This window comes from Pseudomonas guangdongensis (assembly GCF_900105885.1).
Taxonomy (GTDB): domain Bacteria; phylum Pseudomonadota; class Gammaproteobacteria; order Pseudomonadales; family Pseudomonadaceae; genus Geopseudomonas; species Geopseudomonas guangdongensis.
The window spans coordinates 1,706,381-1,723,435 of record NZ_LT629780.1; the positions used below are offsets into that span (position 1 = coordinate 1,706,381).

Annotated in this window: 12 protein-coding genes; 9 read left to right on the plus strand and 3 right to left on the minus strand. The window is 68.5% G+C overall.

Annotated elements, in window-relative coordinates:
- Positions 1–79: 79 nt before the first annotated feature.
- The 3 genes from aceF to BLU22_RS08230 form a co-directional block, all read right to left on the minus strand.
- Positions 80–1,732 carry a dihydrolipoyllysine-residue acetyltransferase gene (gene aceF / locus BLU22_RS08220; RefSeq protein WP_090213541.1) on the minus strand — a complete coding sequence of 551 codons (1,653 nt, stop codon included), beginning with the start codon at positions 1,730–1,732 and terminating at the stop codon, positions 80–82.
- A gap of 11 nt (positions 1,733–1,743) precedes the next feature.
- Positions 1,744–4,392 (minus strand): pyruvate dehydrogenase (acetyl-transferring), homodimeric type, encoded by a 2,649-nt coding sequence (aceE, locus tag BLU22_RS08225; RefSeq protein ID WP_090213543.1) that lies wholly within the window; start codon positions 4,390–4,392, stop codon positions 1,744–1,746.
- A gap of 308 nt (positions 4,393–4,700) precedes the next feature.
- On the minus strand, positions 4,701–5,837 hold the full coding sequence (locus BLU22_RS08230; protein ID WP_090213544.1) for an RNA-guided endonuclease InsQ/TnpB family protein: 1,137 nt from the start codon (positions 5,835–5,837) through the stop codon (positions 4,701–4,703).
- Between the two features lie 133 nt (positions 5,838–5,970).
- Between BLU22_RS08230 and glnE the strand changes: the two genes are divergently transcribed.
- The 9 genes from glnE to BLU22_RS08275 all read left to right on the plus strand — a co-directional run bounded on the left by glnE (position 5,971) and on the right by BLU22_RS08275 (position 17,046).
- Entirely contained in the window at positions 5,971–8,907 is a 2,937-nt protein-coding gene (glnE, locus tag BLU22_RS08235; protein ID WP_090213546.1) for a bifunctional [glutamate--ammonia ligase]-adenylyl-L-tyrosine phosphorylase/[glutamate--ammonia-ligase] adenylyltransferase, read from the plus strand.
- A gap of 96 nt (positions 8,908–9,003) precedes the next feature.
- Positions 9,004–9,927, plus strand: a complete 924-nt coding sequence (locus tag BLU22_RS08240; RefSeq protein ID WP_090213548.1) for a branched-chain amino acid transaminase — start codon at positions 9,004–9,006, stop codon at positions 9,925–9,927.
- A gap of 167 nt (positions 9,928–10,094) precedes the next feature.
- The gene (gene waaF / locus BLU22_RS08245) at positions 10,095–11,144 is read left to right on the plus strand and encodes a lipopolysaccharide heptosyltransferase II (protein WP_090213549.1); all 1,050 of its coding nucleotides are present in this window, start codon (positions 10,095–10,097) and stop codon (positions 11,142–11,144) included.
- Positions 11,145–12,206 carry a lipopolysaccharide heptosyltransferase I gene (gene waaC / locus BLU22_RS08250; RefSeq protein ID WP_090213551.1) on the plus strand — a complete coding sequence of 354 codons (1,062 nt, stop codon included), beginning with the start codon at positions 11,145–11,147 and terminating at the stop codon, positions 12,204–12,206.
- The gene (locus BLU22_RS08255) at positions 12,206–13,333 is read left to right on the plus strand and encodes a glycosyltransferase family 4 protein (RefSeq protein ID WP_090213552.1); all 1,128 of its coding nucleotides are present in this window, start codon (positions 12,206–12,208) and stop codon (positions 13,331–13,333) included. The genes waaC and BLU22_RS08255 overlap by 1 nt, the downstream gene beginning before the upstream one ends.
- Positions 13,324–14,130 carry a lipopolysaccharide core heptose(I) kinase RfaP gene (gene rfaP, locus BLU22_RS08260; RefSeq protein WP_090213554.1) on the plus strand — a complete coding sequence of 269 codons (807 nt, stop codon included), beginning with the start codon at positions 13,324–13,326 and terminating at the stop codon, positions 14,128–14,130. Before BLU22_RS08255 ends, rfaP begins: the two co-directional genes overlap by 10 nt.
- On the plus strand, positions 14,130–14,864 hold the full coding sequence (locus tag BLU22_RS08265) for a lipopolysaccharide kinase InaA family protein (RefSeq protein ID WP_090213556.1): 735 nt from the start codon (positions 14,130–14,132) through the stop codon (positions 14,862–14,864). Before rfaP ends, BLU22_RS08265 begins: the two co-directional genes overlap by 1 nt.
- Positions 14,861–15,610, plus strand: coding sequence for a lipopolysaccharide kinase InaA family protein (locus BLU22_RS08270; protein ID WP_090213557.1), 750 nt, complete (start codon positions 14,861–14,863; stop codon positions 15,608–15,610). Before BLU22_RS08265 ends, BLU22_RS08270 begins: the two co-directional genes overlap by 4 nt.
- Positions 15,607–17,046 carry a lipopolysaccharide kinase InaA family protein gene (locus tag BLU22_RS08275; protein ID WP_090213559.1) on the plus strand — a complete coding sequence of 480 codons (1,440 nt, stop codon included), beginning with the start codon at positions 15,607–15,609 and terminating at the stop codon, positions 17,044–17,046. The genes BLU22_RS08270 and BLU22_RS08275 overlap by 4 nt, the downstream gene beginning before the upstream one ends.
- Positions 17,047–17,055: the final 9 nt, after the last annotated feature.

Below are 17,055 nucleotides of genomic sequence, written 5' to 3' on the forward strand. Positions count from 1 at the left end.
CATTCACAAACTATGTACCTTGTAACTCCACATAACGCTTGGCAGTGTTTCTTATGGGCGGTGGAAACGTCCGGCGCCGTTACAGCAGCAGCGAACGGATCTCCGCCAGCAGGTCGGCCAGGCGGCGGGTGAAGCGCGCCGCCGCGGCGCCGTTGATCACCCGGTGATCGTAGGACAGCGACAGCGGCAGCATCAGCCGCGGCTGGAACGCCGCGCCATCCCACACCGGCTGCATGGTCGCCTTGGACACGCCGAGGATCGCCACCTCCGGCGCGTTGACGATCGGCGTGAAGCCGGTGCCGCCGATGTGCCCGAGGCTGGAGATGGTGAAGCAGGCGCCCTGCATGTCGTCGGCCGACAGCTTCTTGCTGCGCGCCTTCTCCGCCAGCTCGGCGGCCTCGGCAGCCAGTTGCAGCAGGCTCTTCTGGTCGACGTTCTTGATCACCGGCACCAGCAGGCCGTCCGGGGTGTCCACGGCGAAGCCGATGTGCACGTACTTCTTGCGGATCAGCGCCTTGCCGCTGGGGGCCAGGGAGCTGTTGAAGTCCGGCAGCTCGCGCAGCACATGGGCGCAGGCCTTGAGCAGGAACGGCAGCACGGTCAGCTTGACGCCGGCCTTCTCGGCGACCTTCTGCTGGGCCTTGCGGAAGTCCTCCAGCTCGCTGATGTCGGCCGACTCGAACTGGGTGACGTGGGGCACGTTGAGCCAGCTGCGGTGCAGGTTGGCGGCGCCGACCTGCATCAGGCGGGTCATCGCCACCTCTTCCACCTCGCCGAACCGGCTGAAGTCGACGGTCGGGATCGGCGGGATGCCGGCGCCGCCGGAGACGCCAGCCTCCGGTGCGGCCTTGGCCTTGTGCATCATGGTCTTGACGTAGGCCTGCACGTCCTCCTTGAGCACCCGGCCTTTCGGCCCGGTAGCCGGCACTTCTGCCAGATCGACACCAAACTCGCGGGCCAGCATGCGCACCGCGGGGCCGGCGTGGACCTTGCCGGCCGGACGCTTGGGCGCCTCGACCAGCGGCGCGATGGCGCTGAGCGGCGGGTCGCCGGCGGCCGGGGTCTGCACCGCCGCCGGAGCGGAGGCCGGTGCGCTCGCCGGGGCTGCAGCCGGAGCCGCAGCGCTGGGCGCCGGGGCGGCGGCCGCGGCAGCCGCGCCGCTGACCTTCAGGGTCAGGATCAGCTCGCCGGTGCCGACCTCGTCGTTGAGCTTGATGGCCAGGCTGTCGACCACGCCGGCCTGCGGGCAGGGGATCTCCATGCTTGCCTTGTCCGACTCCAGTACCAGCAGCGACTGGTCGGCCTCGACCGCATCGCCGGCCTTGACCAGCACCTCGATGATGCGCGCCTTGCCGCTAGAGCCGATGTCCGGCACATGCACTTCCTGCAGGCTGTCGGCGCTCGCGGCCGGCGCGGGGCTCGGCGTCGGAGCGGGCGTCGGTGCGGCTGCAGCCGGTGCCGGTGCCTCGGCGGCGACCGGCGCGGCCTGGGCGCTGGCGCCCTCGGCCTCCAGCTCGATCAGCTCCTGACCTTCCTTGAGGCGGTCGCCGAGCTTGACGAGGATGCTCTTCACCACCCCGGCGCGCGGCGCCGGGATTTCCATGCTGGCCTTGTCCGACTCCAGGGTCACCAGGCTCTGGTCGGCCTCGATGCGCTCGCCGACCTGCACGAGGATCTCGATCACTTCACCTTCGCCGTTGCCGATATCGGGTACGCGAATCAACTCACTCATCGCCACTCTCCTCAGCAGTCCAGCGGGTTGGCTTTATTGGTGTCGATGCCGAACTTGGCGATCGCCTCGGCGATCACCGTGCGCTCGATCTCGCCGCGGTCGGCCAGGGCCTCCAGCGCGGTCAGCACCACCCAGTAGCGGTCCACCTCGAAGAAGTGGCGCAGTTTCTTGCGGCTGTCGCTGCGGCCGAAGCCGTCGGTGCCGAGCACCTTGTATTCCTTGACCGGGACCCACTGGCGGATCTGGTCGGCGAACAGCTTCATGTAGTCGGTGGAGGCGACCACCGGACCCTTGCGGCCGTTCAGGCACTGCTCGACGTAGGACAGCTCCGGCTCGCGCTCCGGGTGCAGGCGATTGCGGCGCTCCACGGCCAGGCCTTCGCGGCGCAGCTCGTTGAAGCTGGTCACGCTCCATACGTCGGCGGCGATGCCGTAGTCCTCGCGGAGGATCTTCGCCGCCTCGCGCACTTCGCGCAGGATGGCGCCGGAGCCCATCAGCTGGACGTGGCAGGCAGCGTCGCGCTTGTCCTCTTCCAGCAGGTACATGCCCTTGATGATGCCGTCCTCGACGCCCTCGGGCATCGCCGGCTGGGCGTAGGCCTCGTTCATCGCGGTCAGGTAGAAGAACACGTTCTGCTGTTCTTCGGTCATCTGGCGGATGCCTTCGCGGATGATCACCGCCATCTCGTAGGCGTAGGTCGGGTCGTAGGTGCGGCAGTTGGGGATGGTCGAGGCCAGGATGTGGCTGTGGCCGTCCTCGTGCTGCAGGCCTTCGCCGTTGAGGGTGGTCCGCCCGGCGGTGCCGCCGATCAGGAAGCCGCGCGCACGGCTGTCGCCGGCCGCCCAGGCCAGGTCGCCGATGCGCTGGAAGCCGAACATCGAGTAGAACACGTAGAACGGCAGCATCGGCTGGTTGTGGTTGCTGTAGGCGGTCGCCGCGGCGATCCAGCTGGACATGGCGCCGGCCTCGTTGATGCCTTCCTCGAGGATCTGGCCCTTCTTGTCCTCGCGGTAGAACATCACCTGGTCCTTGTCCACCGGCTGGTACAGCTGGCCGACCGAGGAGTAGATGCCGAGCTGGCGGAACATGCCTTCCATGCCGAAGGTGCGCGCCTCGTCGGGGATGATCGGCACGATGCGCGAGCCGAGATCCTTGTCCTTGACCAGCTGCGAGAGGATGCGCACGAAGGCCATGGTGGTGGAGATTTCGCGCTCGCCGGTGCCGTCGAGGATCGCCTTGAGGGTTTCCAGCGGCGGTGTCGGGATGCTGAAGCTCTTGCTGCGGCGCTGCGGCACGAAGCCGCCGAGCTTCTCGCGGCTCTTGAGCATGTACTTCATTTCCGGGCTGTCAGGCTCGGGCTTGTAGAACGGCAGTTCTTCGAGCTTGTCGTCCGGGATCGGGATGCCGAAGCTGTCGCGGAAGGCCTTGAGGCTTTCCAGGTCGACCTTCTTGACGTTGTGGGTGATGTTCTGCGCCTGGCCTGCGCCGGTGCCGTAGCCCTTGATGGTCTTGGCGAGGATCACGGTCGGCTGGCCGGTGTGGTTGACCGCCGCGTGATAGGCCGCGTAGACCTTGAACGGGTCGTGGCCGCCGCGGTTGAGCTTCCAGATTTCCTCGTCGGAGAGGTCCTTGACCATCTCGGCCAGCTCCGGGCGGGCACCGAAGAAGTGCTCGCGGACGAAGGCGCCGTTGTTGGCCTTGTAGTTCTGGTACTCGCCGTCGACCACCTCGTCCATGCGCTTCTGCAGCAGGCCCTGGGTGTCCTTGGCGAACAGCGGGTCCCACAGGCGGCCCCAGATCACCTTGATCACGTTCCAGTCGGCGCCGCGGAAGTTGCCTTCCAGTTCCTGGATGATCTTGCCGTTGCCGCGCACCGGGCCGTCGAGACGCTGCAGGTTGCAGTTGATCACGAAGATCAGGTTGTCGAGCTTCTCGCGGCCGGCCAGGGAGATGGCGCCGAGGGATTCCGGCTCGTCGGTCTCGCCGTCGCCGAGGAAGCACCAGACCTTCTGCTTGCCGGCGGGGATGAAGCCGCGGTGCTCCAGGTACTTCATGAAGCGCGCCTGGTAGATCGCCTGGATCGGGCCCAGACCCATCGACACGGTGGGGAACTGCCAGAAGTCGGGCATCAGCCAGGGGTGCGGGTAGGAGGACAGGCCGTTGCCGTCCACCTCCTGGCGGAAGTTGTTCAGCTGATCCTCGGTGATCCGCCCTTCGAGGAAGGCGCGGGCGTAGACGCCGGGGGAGGCGTGGCCCTGGAAGTACACCAGGTCGCCGCCGTGTTCCTCGGTCGGCGCCTTGAAGAAGTAGTTGAAGCCGATGTCGTAGAGGGTCGCGCTGGAGGCGAAGGTGGAGATGTGACCGCCCAGGTCCGGGTCCTTCTTGTTGGCGCGCATCACGGTCGCCAGTGCGTTCCAGCGGATCAGCGAGCGGATCCGTCGCTCCATGAACAGGTCGCCCGGCATGCGGGCTTCATGGGTCACCGGAATGGTGTTGCGGTAGGGCGTGGTGATGGCGTACGGCAGCTGCGTGCCGGTGCGCGAAGCCTGCTCGCCCATGCGGGTCAGCAGGTAGTGGGCGCGGCTCTCACCTTCACGATCGAGGACGGACTCCAGGGCGTCCAGCCATTCCTGGGTTTCGACGGGATCGAGATCTTGCATGGCTTGCTCCAGGGCGGAAAGGCTTCCAGAATCGGTTGCCGGATATCGCGACCGGTCTTGTGGGCGGTCGCAGCGAATTTTGTGCTTGTCGGGCCCGCGCTGTTGCAGCGCCGGCCGCGCCGGGTGTCTCCCGGGTGTTTGTAGTTTTACTACATATCGACGGCAAAAGCAGCACCCCCGGACAAGGCTTTCGTAGCAAAACTACAGGTGTCGATGGCCGGCGAGGCCGGGCGCCGCGTGTGCAGCATAAGGATAGACCCGTTGACTGCTCCCCTTCCTGAAGGAGGGAGATTCCCAATTCACCGAGATCAGGACAGCGGTACTTGACCGATGCCACTTACGTTCTCTCCAAGGGCTAACACCGCCAGCCCGGCGGCTTTGATGTTGACCGCAGCGTTCACGTCGCGGTCATGCTCGCACCCGCATGCCGGGCAGGCCCAGCGGCGGATGTTGAGCGGCAGAGCGTTCAGCGTGTGTCCACAAGTGGAGCAGCGTTTGGAGCTGGGATACCAGCGGTCGATGGCGACCACCTGTCGCCCGGTCCATTCGCCCTTGTACGCCAACTGGCGCACCAGCTCGCCCCAGCCGGCATCGGCAATGGCCTTGCTCAGGGCCGGGTTGCGTATCAGGTTCTTCACAGCGAGTGATTCGACGCAGACCACTTGGTTCTCGTTGATCAGTCTGCGGGACAGCTTGTGCAAGCCGTCCATCCGGCAATCGGAGATTTTCGCGTGAATACGGGCCACTTTCTGCCGGGCCTTGGCACGGTTGGCCGAGCCCAGTTTCTTTCTGCTCAAACGGCGCTGGGCCAAAGCCAGGCGGGCGGCGTATTTCGCGGTATGGCGGGGATTGCCGATCCGTTCGCCCTCGCTGGTGACGAACAGGTCTTTCAGGCCCAGGTCGATGCCGAGAGTTTTCGGTGTGACGGGCAGGGTTTCGGGCATGAACTCGCACAGGCAGGACGCGAAGTAGCGACCTGCTGCGTCCTGCGACACGGTGACGGTGGAGGGGGCGGACGGCAGCGGACGGCTCCAGCGGATCGCCAGGGGCTCGGCGCACTTGGCCAGAAACAACTGGCCGTCGCGGTACCTGAAAGCCGAGGTGGTGAACTCAGCCGATTGCCGGTAGCGCTTTTTCTTGAAGGCCGGGTATTGCGCGCGCCCCTCGAAGAAGTGCTTGAACGCGGCCTGCTGATGGCGAAGACACTGCTGCAGCGGCACGCACGAGACTTCGTTCAGGAAGGCCAATTCCGGCAGCTTCTTGATCGCCGTCAGGCGGGCATTGGCTTGGGTGTAATCGATCTTCTGCCGCTCGTTGAAGAGCGCATCGGTACGCCAGCGCAGTACCGTGTTGTAGACGAAGCGCACGCAACCGAACGTCCGCGCCAGCAGGTCAGCCTGCTCGGGCGTCGGGTAGAAGCGGTATTGGTAGGCGCGTTTCATCATGATTCACAAAATAACCAACTCTCTGTGAAGATAGCAGCTACCCAATAAAGGAGGCAGCGAGAACAGGGGTGCTCTGTGAGCGCCGCGCTATCCCTCTCCGTACTCGAAGTACGGGGTTTCTCGCGCAAATCAGATGAGCCGTCCCTCCCTGATCTCCCCGCCTGCCGAGCTGCAGGCGCTGCTCGAACACAGCCTGCCGTCTTTCCTCGGGCGCCTCGATGACGCCGGTCAAGCGGCCTTCGCGGCCTGGCCGGAGGAGCGTCGCGACGCCCTGCGGCGAGTGTTCGCCGCCAGCGACTTCGTCGTCGAGCAGGCCGTGCGCGATAGCGCGATGCTCCTCGAACTGGCCGCCAGCGGCGAGCTGGAGCGGCGTCTGGCGCCCGGCGAGCTGCGCGCCCAGCTGGCCGCGGCGCTGGACGGCTGCGCCGGCGAGGACGACCTGGCGCGGCGCCTGCGCCGCTACCGCAACCGCCAGCAGACGCGGATCATCTGGCGCGACGTGACCCGTCAGGCCGATCTGGCCGAGACCTGCAGCGATCTCTCCGACCTGGCCGACGCCAGCATCGACCTGGCCTATCGCTGGCTGTACGCCCAGCAGTGCGCGCAGTCCGGTACGCCGGTCGGCCGGCGCAGCGGCGCGGCGCAGCATCTGGTGGTGCTGGGCATGGGCAAGCTGGGCGCCCATGAGCTGAATCTGTCCTCGGATATCGACCTGATCTTCGCCTATCCCGAAGGCGGTGAGACCGAGGGCGCGCGCCGGTCGCTGGACAACCAGGAGTTCTTCACCCGTCTGGGCCAGAAGCTGATCAAGGCGCTGGATGCCATCACCATCGACGGCTTCGTGTTCCGCGTCGACATGCGCCTGCGCCCCTACGGCTCCAGCGGCCCGCTGGTCTACAGCTTCAACGCTCTGGAACAGTACTACCAGGACCAGGGCCGCGACTGGGAACGCTACGCGATGATCAAGGCGCGGGTGGTCGGCGGCGACCAGGCCGCCGGCGCGCAGCTGCAGCAGATGCTGCGGCCGTTCGTCTATCGCCGCTACCTGGACTTCTCGGCCATCGAGGCGCTGCGCAGCATGAAGCAGCTGATCCAGCAGGAGGTGCGCCGCAAGGGCATGACCGAGAACATCAAGCTCGGCGCCGGCGGCATCCGCGAGGTAGAGTTCATCGCCCAGGCCTTCCAGCTGATCCACGGCGGGCGCGACCTCAGCCTGCAGCAGCGACCGCTGCTCAAGGTGCTCGATACCCTGGCCGGGCAGGGCTACCTGCCGGCCCCGGTGGTCGACGAGCTGAAGGAGGGCTACTGCTTCCTGCGCTACCTGGAGCATGCCCTGCAGGCCATCGCCGACCGCCAGACGCAGATGCTCCCCGATGGCGAGCTGGAGCGCGCGCGGGTCGCCTTCATCATGGGCTTCGACGGCTGGAACGCGCTGCTCGACCGCCTAGCCCACTGGCGCGGGCGCGTCGACTGGCACTTCCGCCAGGTGATCGCCGACCCCGAGGACGAAGTCGGCGAGGGCCGCCAGGGCGTCGGCGACGAATGGTTGCCGCTGTGGCAGGGCGCCCTGGAGGCCGAGGCCGCGCAGCACCAGCTGCACGAGGCCGGCTTCGTCGACTCGCTCAGCGCCTGGCAGCGTATCGAGGGCCTGCAGCACAGCTCGCCGCTGCGCGCCATGCAGCGCCTGGGTCGCGAGCGGCTCGACGCCTTCATGCCGCGCCTGCTGGCGGCGATGGCCGAGCGCGACAACCCCGATCTGATGCTCGAACGGGTGCTGCCGCTGGTCGAGGCGGTGGCGCGGCGTTCCGCCTATCTGGTGCTGCTCTCGGAAAACCCCGGCGCCCTCGGCCGCCTGCTGACCCTGTGCGCCGCCAGCCCGTGGATCGCCGAGCAGATCGCGCGCTTCCCGCTGCTGCTCGACGAGCTGCTCAATGAGGGCCGGCTGTTCAGCCCGCCGGGCAAGAGCGAGCTGGCCGCCGAGCTGCGCGAGCGTCTGACGCGCATTCCCGAGGACGACCTGGAGCAGCAGATGGAAGCGCTGCGCCACTTCAAGCTGGCCCACGGCCTGCGCGTGGCGGCTTCGGAGATCGCCGGCAGCCTGCCGCTGATGAAGGTGTCCGACTACCTGACCTGGCTGGCCGAGGCGATCCTTGAGCAGGTGCTGCAGCTGGGCTGGCGCCAGGTCACCCAGAAGCACGGCTTCCCGCTGTGCGAGGACGGCAGCCTGGCCCGCGAGCCGGAGTTCGTCATCGTCGGCTACGGCAAGCTCGGCGGCATCGAGCTGGGGCATGGCTCCGACCTGGACCTGGTGTTCATCCACAACGGCGATCCGCAGACCGAAACCGACGGCGCCAAGCCGATCGACAGCGCCCAGCTGTACACCCGCCTGGGCCAGCGGATCATCCACCTGCTCACCGCACAGACCGCCTCCGGCGCGCTCTACGAGGTCGACATGCGCCTGCGCCCGTCCGGCGCGGCGGGCCTCCTGGCCAGTTCGCTGGCGGCCTTCGAACGCTACCAGCAGGGCGAGGCCTGGACCTGGGAGCACCAGGCGCTGGTGCGCGCTCGGGTGCTGGCCGGCTCGGAGACGGTCGGCGAGCGCTTCGAGGCGATCCGCGCCGCGGTGCTCGGCCGCGAGCGCGACGAGGCGGCGCTGCGCACCGAAGTGAGCGAGATGCGCGCCAAGATGCGCGACAATCTGGCGACCCGCGCCACCGCCGGCGGTACCGCCGCAGAGGCCTTCGAGGCCGCCGCGGCCTTCGATCTCAAGCACGATGCCGGTGGTATCGTCGATATCGAATTTATGGTGCAATATGCCGTTCTGGCCTGGTCGCGGCAGTATCCGGAACTGCTGCGGTTCACCGACAACATCCGCATTCTGGAAGGGCTGGAGCGGGCTGGCCTGATCGCGAGCTCCGACGTCCGTCTCCTGCAGGAGGCCTACAAGGCCTATCGTGCAGCCGCCCACCGCCTCGCCCTGCAAAAACAGGCCGGGCAGGTCAGTGGCGATCACTTCCACGAGGAACGCCGCGGCGTGATGCGGATCTGGCGCGAGCTGGGGCTCGCCTAGTCCCATTGCGACAGGAAGACTGACACGGCGGGCAGCGCGCTGTCCGCCCCGGGCCTGTTGATGGCAAACCCGAATTCTTGAAGGAGCTGGCAAAAAATGTCGATGGCCGATCGTGATGGCGTTATCTGGTATGACGGCAAACTGGTGCCCTGGCGCGAAGCCAACACCCATGTGCTGACCCACTCCCTGCACTACGGCATGGGCGTGTTCGAGGGCGTGCGCGCCTACAAGACCCCCGATGGCACCGCCATCTTCCGTCTGCAGGCGCACACCGATCGTCTGTTCGACTCCGCGCACATCATGGGCATGAAGATCCCGTTCACCAAGGACGAGATCAACGAGGCCACCCGCGCCGCGGTGCGCGAGAACAACCTGGACAGCGCCTACATTCGTCCGCTGGCCTTCTACGGCTCCGAAGGCATGGGCATCCGCGCCGACAACCTGAAGGTCCACGTGGTCATCGCCGCCTGGCATTGGGGCGCCTACATGGGCGAGGAAGCGCTGGAAACCGGCATCAAGATCCGCACCAGCTCGTTCACCCGTCACCACGTGAACATCTCGATGACCCGCGCCAAGGCCAGCGGTCACTACATCAACTCGATGCTGGCCCTGCAGGAAGCCGTCTCCGCCGGCGCCGACGAGGCCCTGCTGCTGGATCCGGAAGGCTACGTGGCCGAGGGTTCGGGCGAGAACATCTTCATCGTCAAGGACGGCGTGATCTACACCCCCGAGGTCACCGCCTGCCTGAACGGCATCACCCGCAATACCGTGCTGACCCTGGCCCGCGAGCAGGGCGTGGAGATCGTCGAGAAGCGCATCACCCGCGACGAGGTATACATCGCCGACGAGGCCTTCTTCACCGGTACCGCCGCCGAAGTGACCCCGATCCGCGAACTGGACGGCCGCCAGATCGGCGCCGGCCGCCGCGGCCCGGTCACCGAGAAGCTGCAGAAAGCCTACTTCGACCTGGTCACCGGCCAGACCCAGGCCCACGCCGAGTGGCGCACCCTGGTCAAGTAAGCGGCATGCGCGCGTAGGGTGGGTTGGCCGCTGCGCGGCGTAACCCACCATCCGGCCCATCGGGCCGGCCAGCGGTGGACCCGCCGGCGGATGCCTGCGGCATCCCTGGTGGGTTACGCTGCTGGCGCAGCTGACCCACCCTACGATTTCCTGCTTCCGGCTCTTCTATGAATATCCTGATCATCGGCCCCAGCTGGGTAGGCGACATGGTGATGGCGCAGACGCTGTTCCAGTGTCTCAGGCAGCGCCACCCCGGTTGCCAGATCGACGTGCTGGCCCCGGAGTGGAGCCGGCCGATCCTCGAACGCATGCCCGAGGTGCGCGCTGCGCTGAGCTTCCCGTTCGGCCATGGCGTGCTCGACCTCGCCGGGCGCCGCAGGATCGGCCAGTCGCTGGCCGGCCAGTACGACCAGGCGATCCTCCTGCCCAACTCGCTGAAATCCGCGCTGGTGCCGTTCTTCGCCGGCATCCCGACGCGCACCGGCTGGCGCGGCGAGATGCGCTACGTGCTGCTCAACGACATCCGCACGCTGGACAAGGCGCGCTACCCGCTGATGATCGAGCGCTTCATGGCCCTGGCCTTCGCGCCCGGCGCCGCGTTGCCGCAACCCTATCCGCGCCCGCAACTGGCCATCGACCCGGCCAGCCGCTCTGCGGCGCTGGCCAAGTTCGGCCTGGAGCTGGACCGCCCGGTGCTGGCGCTGTGTCCCGGCGCCGAGTTCGGCGAGGCCAAGCGCTGGCCGGCCAGCCACTACGCCGCGGTGGCCGACGCCAAGATCCGCGCCGGCTGGCAGGTCTGGCTGTTCGGCTCGAAGAACGACCACCCGGTCGGCGAGGCGATCCGCGACGAGCTGATCCCCGGCCTCAAGGAGGAAGCGGTCAACCTGGCCGGCGCGACCAGCCTGGCCGAGGCCATCGACCTGCTGTCCTGCGCCGATGCGGTGGTGTCCAACGATTCGGGGCTGATGCACGTGGCTGCCGCGCTGAACCGCCCGCTGGTGGCGGTGTACGGCTCCACCTCGCCGCAGTTCACGCCGCCCCTGGCCGAGCAGGTGGAAATCGTCCGCCTGGGCCTGGAGTGCAGCCCGTGCTTCGAGCGCACCTGCCGCTTCGGCCATTACAACTGCCTGCGCGACCTGTCGCCGCAGCCGGTGCTGGACGCCCTGCAGCGCCTGGCCGGCGAGCCGCTGGCCGATCCCTTGCCGCAGGTGGACTGAGTGCGCGTCCTGCTGATCAAGACCTCGTCGCTGGGCGATGTCATCCACAGCCTGCCGGCGCTCACCGACGCCGCGCGGGCGATTCCCGAGATCCGCTTCGACTGGGTGGTCGAGGAAGGCTTCGCGGAGATTCCCGCCTGGCATCCGGCGGTCGAGCAGGTCATCCCGGTGGCCCTGCGCCGCTGGCGCAAGCGGCCCTGGCAGACCTGGCGCAGCGGCGAGTGGCGCACCTTCAAGCGCGCCGTCGCCGCCCACGAGTACGATCTGGTGATCGACGCCCAGGGCTTGTTGAAGAGCGCCTGGCTGACCCGCTACGCCCGCGGCCCGGTGGCCGGCCTGGACCGCGCCAGCGCCCGCGAGCCGCTGGCCAGCCGCTTCTACGATCTCGGCTTCGCGGTGCCCTGGGGCATGCACGCGGTCGAGCGGGTGCGCCAGCTGTTCGCCCAGGCCCTCGGCTATGCGCTGCCCGAGGGCGGCGGCGACTACGCACTGGATCGCCAGTGCCTGCTGGCCGGGCGCAGCCCCGAGACGCCCTACCTGCTGCTGCTGCACGGCACCACCTGGGTCACCAAGCACTGGCCGGAGCGCTACTGGCGCGAGCTGGCCGAGCGGCTCTGCGCCCAAGGCTGGGCGCTGCGCCTGCCGTGGGGCAATGCCGAGGAAAAGGCCCGCGCCGAACGCATCGCCGCCGGTCTGGCCGGCGTGCGGGTGCTGCCGAAGCTCAATCTGGCCGGCATCGCCGCCGAACTGGCCGGCGCCAGCGCCTGCGTGGCGGTGGACACCGGCCTCGGCCACCTGGCCGCGGCGCTCGACGTGCCCACCGTGTCCCTCTACGGCCCGACCAACCCGGGCTACACCGGCGCCTACGGGCACGGCCAGCTGCACCTGGCCAGCGATTTCCCCTGCGCGCCCTGCCTGAAGAAGCACTGCGCCTACGTGCCCTCCGACGAGGACCGCCAGCGCTTCGACCTGACCACGGAACAGCCGCTGTGCTTCACCCGCCTGAATCCGGCGCGGGTCGCCGCCGAACTGGCGGCCCTGCTGCCTTCGAGAATCGCCTGATGCAACTGGCCTTCGTGCTCTACAAGTACTTCCCCTATGGCGGGCTGCAGCGCGACTTCCTGCGCATCGCCCTGGAATGCCAGCGCCGCGGCCACGCCATCCGTGTCTACACGCCGATCTGGGAGGGCGAGGTGCCCGCCGGCTTCGACGTGCGGGTGGCCAGGATCCGCTCCTGGTCCAACCACCGGCGCAACGAGAAGTTCAGCGCCTGGCTGGCCGCCGATCTGGCCCGCGACCCGGTCGACCGGGTGGTCGGCTTCAACAAGATGCCGGGCCTGGACGTCTACTACGCCGCCGACGGCTGTTTCGAGGACAAGGCGCAGACCCTGCGCAATCCGCTGTACCGCTTCAGCAAGCGCTACAAGCACTTCGCCGCCTACGAGCGCGCGGTGTTCGCCCCCGAGGCGAAGACCCAGATCCTGATGATTTCCGAGGTGCAGCAGCCGCTGTTCGTCAAGCACTACGCCACCCCGGCCGGACGCTTCCACCTGCTGCCGCCGGGCATCGCCCAGGATCGCCGCGCGCCGGCCAACGCCGCCGCGATCCGCGCCGAGTTCCGTCAGGAGTTCGCGCTGGGCGACGACGATCTGCTGCTGGTGCAGATCGGCTCGGGGTTCAAGACCAAGGGTCTGGACCGCAGCCTCAAGGCGCTCGCCGCGCTGCCGCGCGAGCTTAAAAAACGCACCCGGCTGATCGCCATCGGCCAGGACGACCCCAGGCCGTTCCTGCTGCAGGTCAAGGCCCTCGGCCTGTCCGAGCAGGTGCAGATCCTCAAGGGGCGCAGCGACATCCCGCGTTTCCTGCTCGGCGCCGACCTGCTGATCCACCCGGCCTACAACGAGAACACCGGCACCGTGCTGCTCGAGGCGCTGGTCTCCGGCCTGCCGGTGCTGGTCAGCGACGTGTGCGGCTACGCCCACTACATCGGCGATGCCGACTGCGGCCGGGTGCTGCCCAGCCCGTTCGAGCAGGAGCGCCTCAACCGGTACCTGGCCGAGATGCTCGCCGACGCCGCGGCGCGCGCGCGCTGGGGCGCCAACGGCCTGGCCTATGCCGATACGGCGGACCTCTACTCCATGCCGCAGAAGGCCGCCGACGTGATCCTCGGGGAAGGGACATGCAACTGATCCTCGCCGAACCCTTCAAGACCCTCTGGCAGGGCAAGGACGCCTTCGCCGAAGTGGAAAAGCTCGACGGCCAGGTCTACCGCGAGCTGGAGGGGCGCCGCACCCTGCGCACCGAGGTCGCCGGGCGTGGCTACTTCGTCAAGATCCATCGCGGCATCGGCTGGGGCGAGATCGTCAAGAACCTGCTCACCGCCAAGGCCCCGGTGCTCGGCGCCGGCCAGGAGTGGACGGCGATCCGCCGCCTCACCGAGGCCGGCGTGCCGACCATGACCGCGGTGGCCTTCGGCGAGCGCGGCCTGAACCCCGCCGCGCAGCACTCCTTCATCGTCACCGAGGAGCTGGCGCCCACCGTCAGCCTCGAAGACTTCAGCCTCGACTGGCGCAGCAACCCGCCGGCGCCGCGCCTCAAGCGCGCGCTGATCCGCCGCGTCGCCGAGATGGTCGGCGCCATGCATCGCGCCGGGGTCAACCACCGCGATTGCTACATCTGCCACTTCTTGTTGCATACGGACAAGGCGGTGAGCGCCGACGACTTCCGCCTGTCGCTGATCGACCTGCACCGCGCCCAGACCCGCGAGCGTGTGCCGCGCCGCTGGCGCGACAAGGACCTGGCCGCGCTGTACTTCTCGGCGCTGGACATCGGCCTGACCCGTCGCGACCTGCTGCGTTTTCTCAAGGACTACTTCCGCCGTCCGCTGCGCGACACGCTGCGCGACGAGGCGCGCCTGCTCGGCTGGCTGGAGCGCAAGGCGGCGAAGCTCTACGCGCGCAAGCAGCGCTACGGGGATGCGCTCTGATGGCGGCCTGGACACTCGACCCCGGCTATGCCGCGCTGCACGCCGACTTCGGCAGTCTGGCGGCGGTGTTCGCCCTGCAGGGCGAGCGCATCACCTCCGATCCGCTCTCCGAGCTGATCCGCATCGAGCGTGCGGGCGTGCGTTATTACGTCAAGCGCTACAGCGGCGGCGGCAAGGGCCTGCGCCGCTGGCTGGGCCGGCCACGGGTCAAGGCCGAATGGCAGAACCTGCGCCACTTCGCCAAGTGGGGCATTCCCACCGCGCCCATCGTCGCCTGGGGGCTGGAGCGGCGCGGCGGGGTGTTCGCGCGCGGCGCGATGATCACCCGCGAACTGCCGGGAACCCTCGATCTGGCCGAGCTGGCCCAGCGTGGCGATCCGCGCCTGCGCGACGGCGCCTGGGTGCGCCAGGTCAGCGCGCAGATCGCCATGGCGACCCGGCGCATGCACGACCACCACTTCACCCACAACGACCTGAAGTGGCGCAACCTGCTGGTCGACGAGGAGGGCCGGGTGTTCCTCATCGACTGCCCGTCCGGCAGCTTCTGGTGGGGGCCGCTGCTGCGCCGGCGCATCGTCAAGGACCTGGCCTGCCTGGACAAGGTCGCCAAGTACGTGCTGAGCCGCAGCCAGCGGCTGCGCTTCTACCTGCAATACCGCGGCCGCGCGCGGCTGAACGACGCCGACAAGCGACGCATCCGGCAGATCGTCGGCTACTTCGAGGGAAGGGAATGAAGGACTTCATCGCCGGCGAAGACCGTCTGCTACTGGCCCGCCATGGCCTGGACAACTTCGCCGCGCTCTGGGCGCTGGAGCTGCCGGCGGTCGACGAGCCGAACACCGAGCGCGGCGGCTGGAGCAGCGTCTGTCGTCTGGAGCTGGAAGATCGCGCCTACTACCTCAAGCGTCAGCGCAACCACCTGACCCGCAGCCTGTGCCATCCGCTGGGCGAGCCGACCTTCGCCCGCGAGCTGCGCAACATCCAGCGCTACCAGGCACTGAAGATTCCCGCCTTGAGCGCCGCCTTCTACGCCGAACGGCGCCTCGACGGCGACCGCTGCGCCATCCTGCTGACCCATGCGCTGGACGGCTGGCGCGACCTGAACGACTGGCTGGACGACTGGGCGAGCCTGCCCGGCGTCGAGCAGCGCGCCATCCTGCGCGCCTGCGGCGAGCTGATCCGCCGCCTGCACGGCGCCCGGCAGATGCACGGCTGCCTGTATCCCAAACACATCTTCCTGCGCCGCGAGGCCGACGGCTTCCGCGCCTGCCTGATCGACCTGGAGAAGACCCGGCCGTTCTGGCTGGCGCAGCGCGACCGCATCAAGGACCTGGAAACCCTGCTGCGGCGCAGCGCGCGCAGCTGGGGCGACAAGGACCTGCGCGTGCTGCTCGGCTTCTACCTCGACGAGTTCGAGCGTCTCGACCAGTGGAGCGCGCGCCTGGCCGCGCGCCACAGCGACAAGGCGAACCGCCGATGAAACTGGCCGAACTGTGCGGCGCCGGCCGCAGCCCGGCGCTGCCGCTGGACATCGAGCTGCCGGAAGGCCGCCTGCGCCTGCTCAGCCTGTTACGCGTGCTGCCCGGCCAGCGCTACGTCGGCGAGGCCGAATGGCAGGGCCGGCGGGTGCTGGCCAAGCTGCTGGTCGGCGCCAGGGCGGCGCGCCAGCACGCCCGCGAGCGCGAGGGCGCGCGATTGCTCGGCGAGCAACGACTGGACAGCCCGGCGCTGCTCGCCGAGGGACTGAGCGGGGAGGGCGGCTGGCTGCTGTTCGAGTTTCTCGACGGCGCCGAAAGCCTAGGCGCCGCCTGGCAGGCGCTGTCCGAGCAGCCGCCGCTGTCCGCCGCCCAGGCCGCGCTGCTCGGCGAGGCCCTGCAGGCCATCGGCCGCCTGCACGCCCGCGGCCTGTGGCAGGACGACCTGCACCTGGACAACCTGCTGCGCCATGCCGGGCGCCTGCAGCTGATCGACGCCGGCGGCATCCGCGCCGCCACGCCCGGCCAGCCACTGCCGCACGCGCAGGCGCGAGACAACCTCGGGGTGTTCTTCGCCCAGTTGCCGGCCGAGCTGGACGCCCACCTCGATGCGCTGCTGGCCGACTACCGCCGCGGCAATCCGGCCCTCGCGCTGCAGGCCGCCGACCTGCGCCGGCCCATCGCCCAAGTGCGCCGCTGGCGCCTGCGCGACTACCTGAACAAGCTCGGCCGCGACTGCTCGCTGTTTCGCGTCGAGCGCGACGCCCGTGGCCTGTGTGCCCTGCGCCGCAGCGAAGGCGCCGAACTGGATGCGCTGCTCGACGATCCGGATCGCCACATCGAACGCGGCCACCTGTTCAAGACCGGCGGCGCCGCCACCGTGGCGCGCATCGAGCTGGACGGCCGCCCGCTGCTGGTCAAGCGCTACAACATCAAGAACCCCCTGCACTGGCTCAAGCGCTGCTGGCGACCGAGTCGCGCCTGGCACAGCTGGGTCGAGGGCAACCGTCTGGACTTCCTCGGCATCGCCACGCCGCTGCCGCTGGCGGTGCGCGAGGAGCGCCGCCTCGGCCTGCGCGGGCGCGCCTGGCTGGTTACCGAATACCTGCAGGGGCAGGATATAATCGCGCGCTTTGCGGCACTGGACGGCCGGCTGCCGGCGGAAGCCGAGCTGGTCGCCCTGGACCGGCTGTTCGCCACGCTGCTGCGCGAGCGGATCAGCCATGGCGACCTGAAGGGCCACAACATCTTCTGGCAGGACGGCCGCTGGGCGCTGATCGACCTCGACGCCATGCGCCAGCACCGTTGCCCGCGGCGCTTCGCCCGGGCCTATGCCAAAGACCGCGCACGCTTTCTGCGCAACTGGCCGGCCGATTCGGCCCTGTACCGGTTGCTCGACCAACGTTTACCGCAGGTGCCCGGCACCTGCCCGAATAGATAGAGGGATACA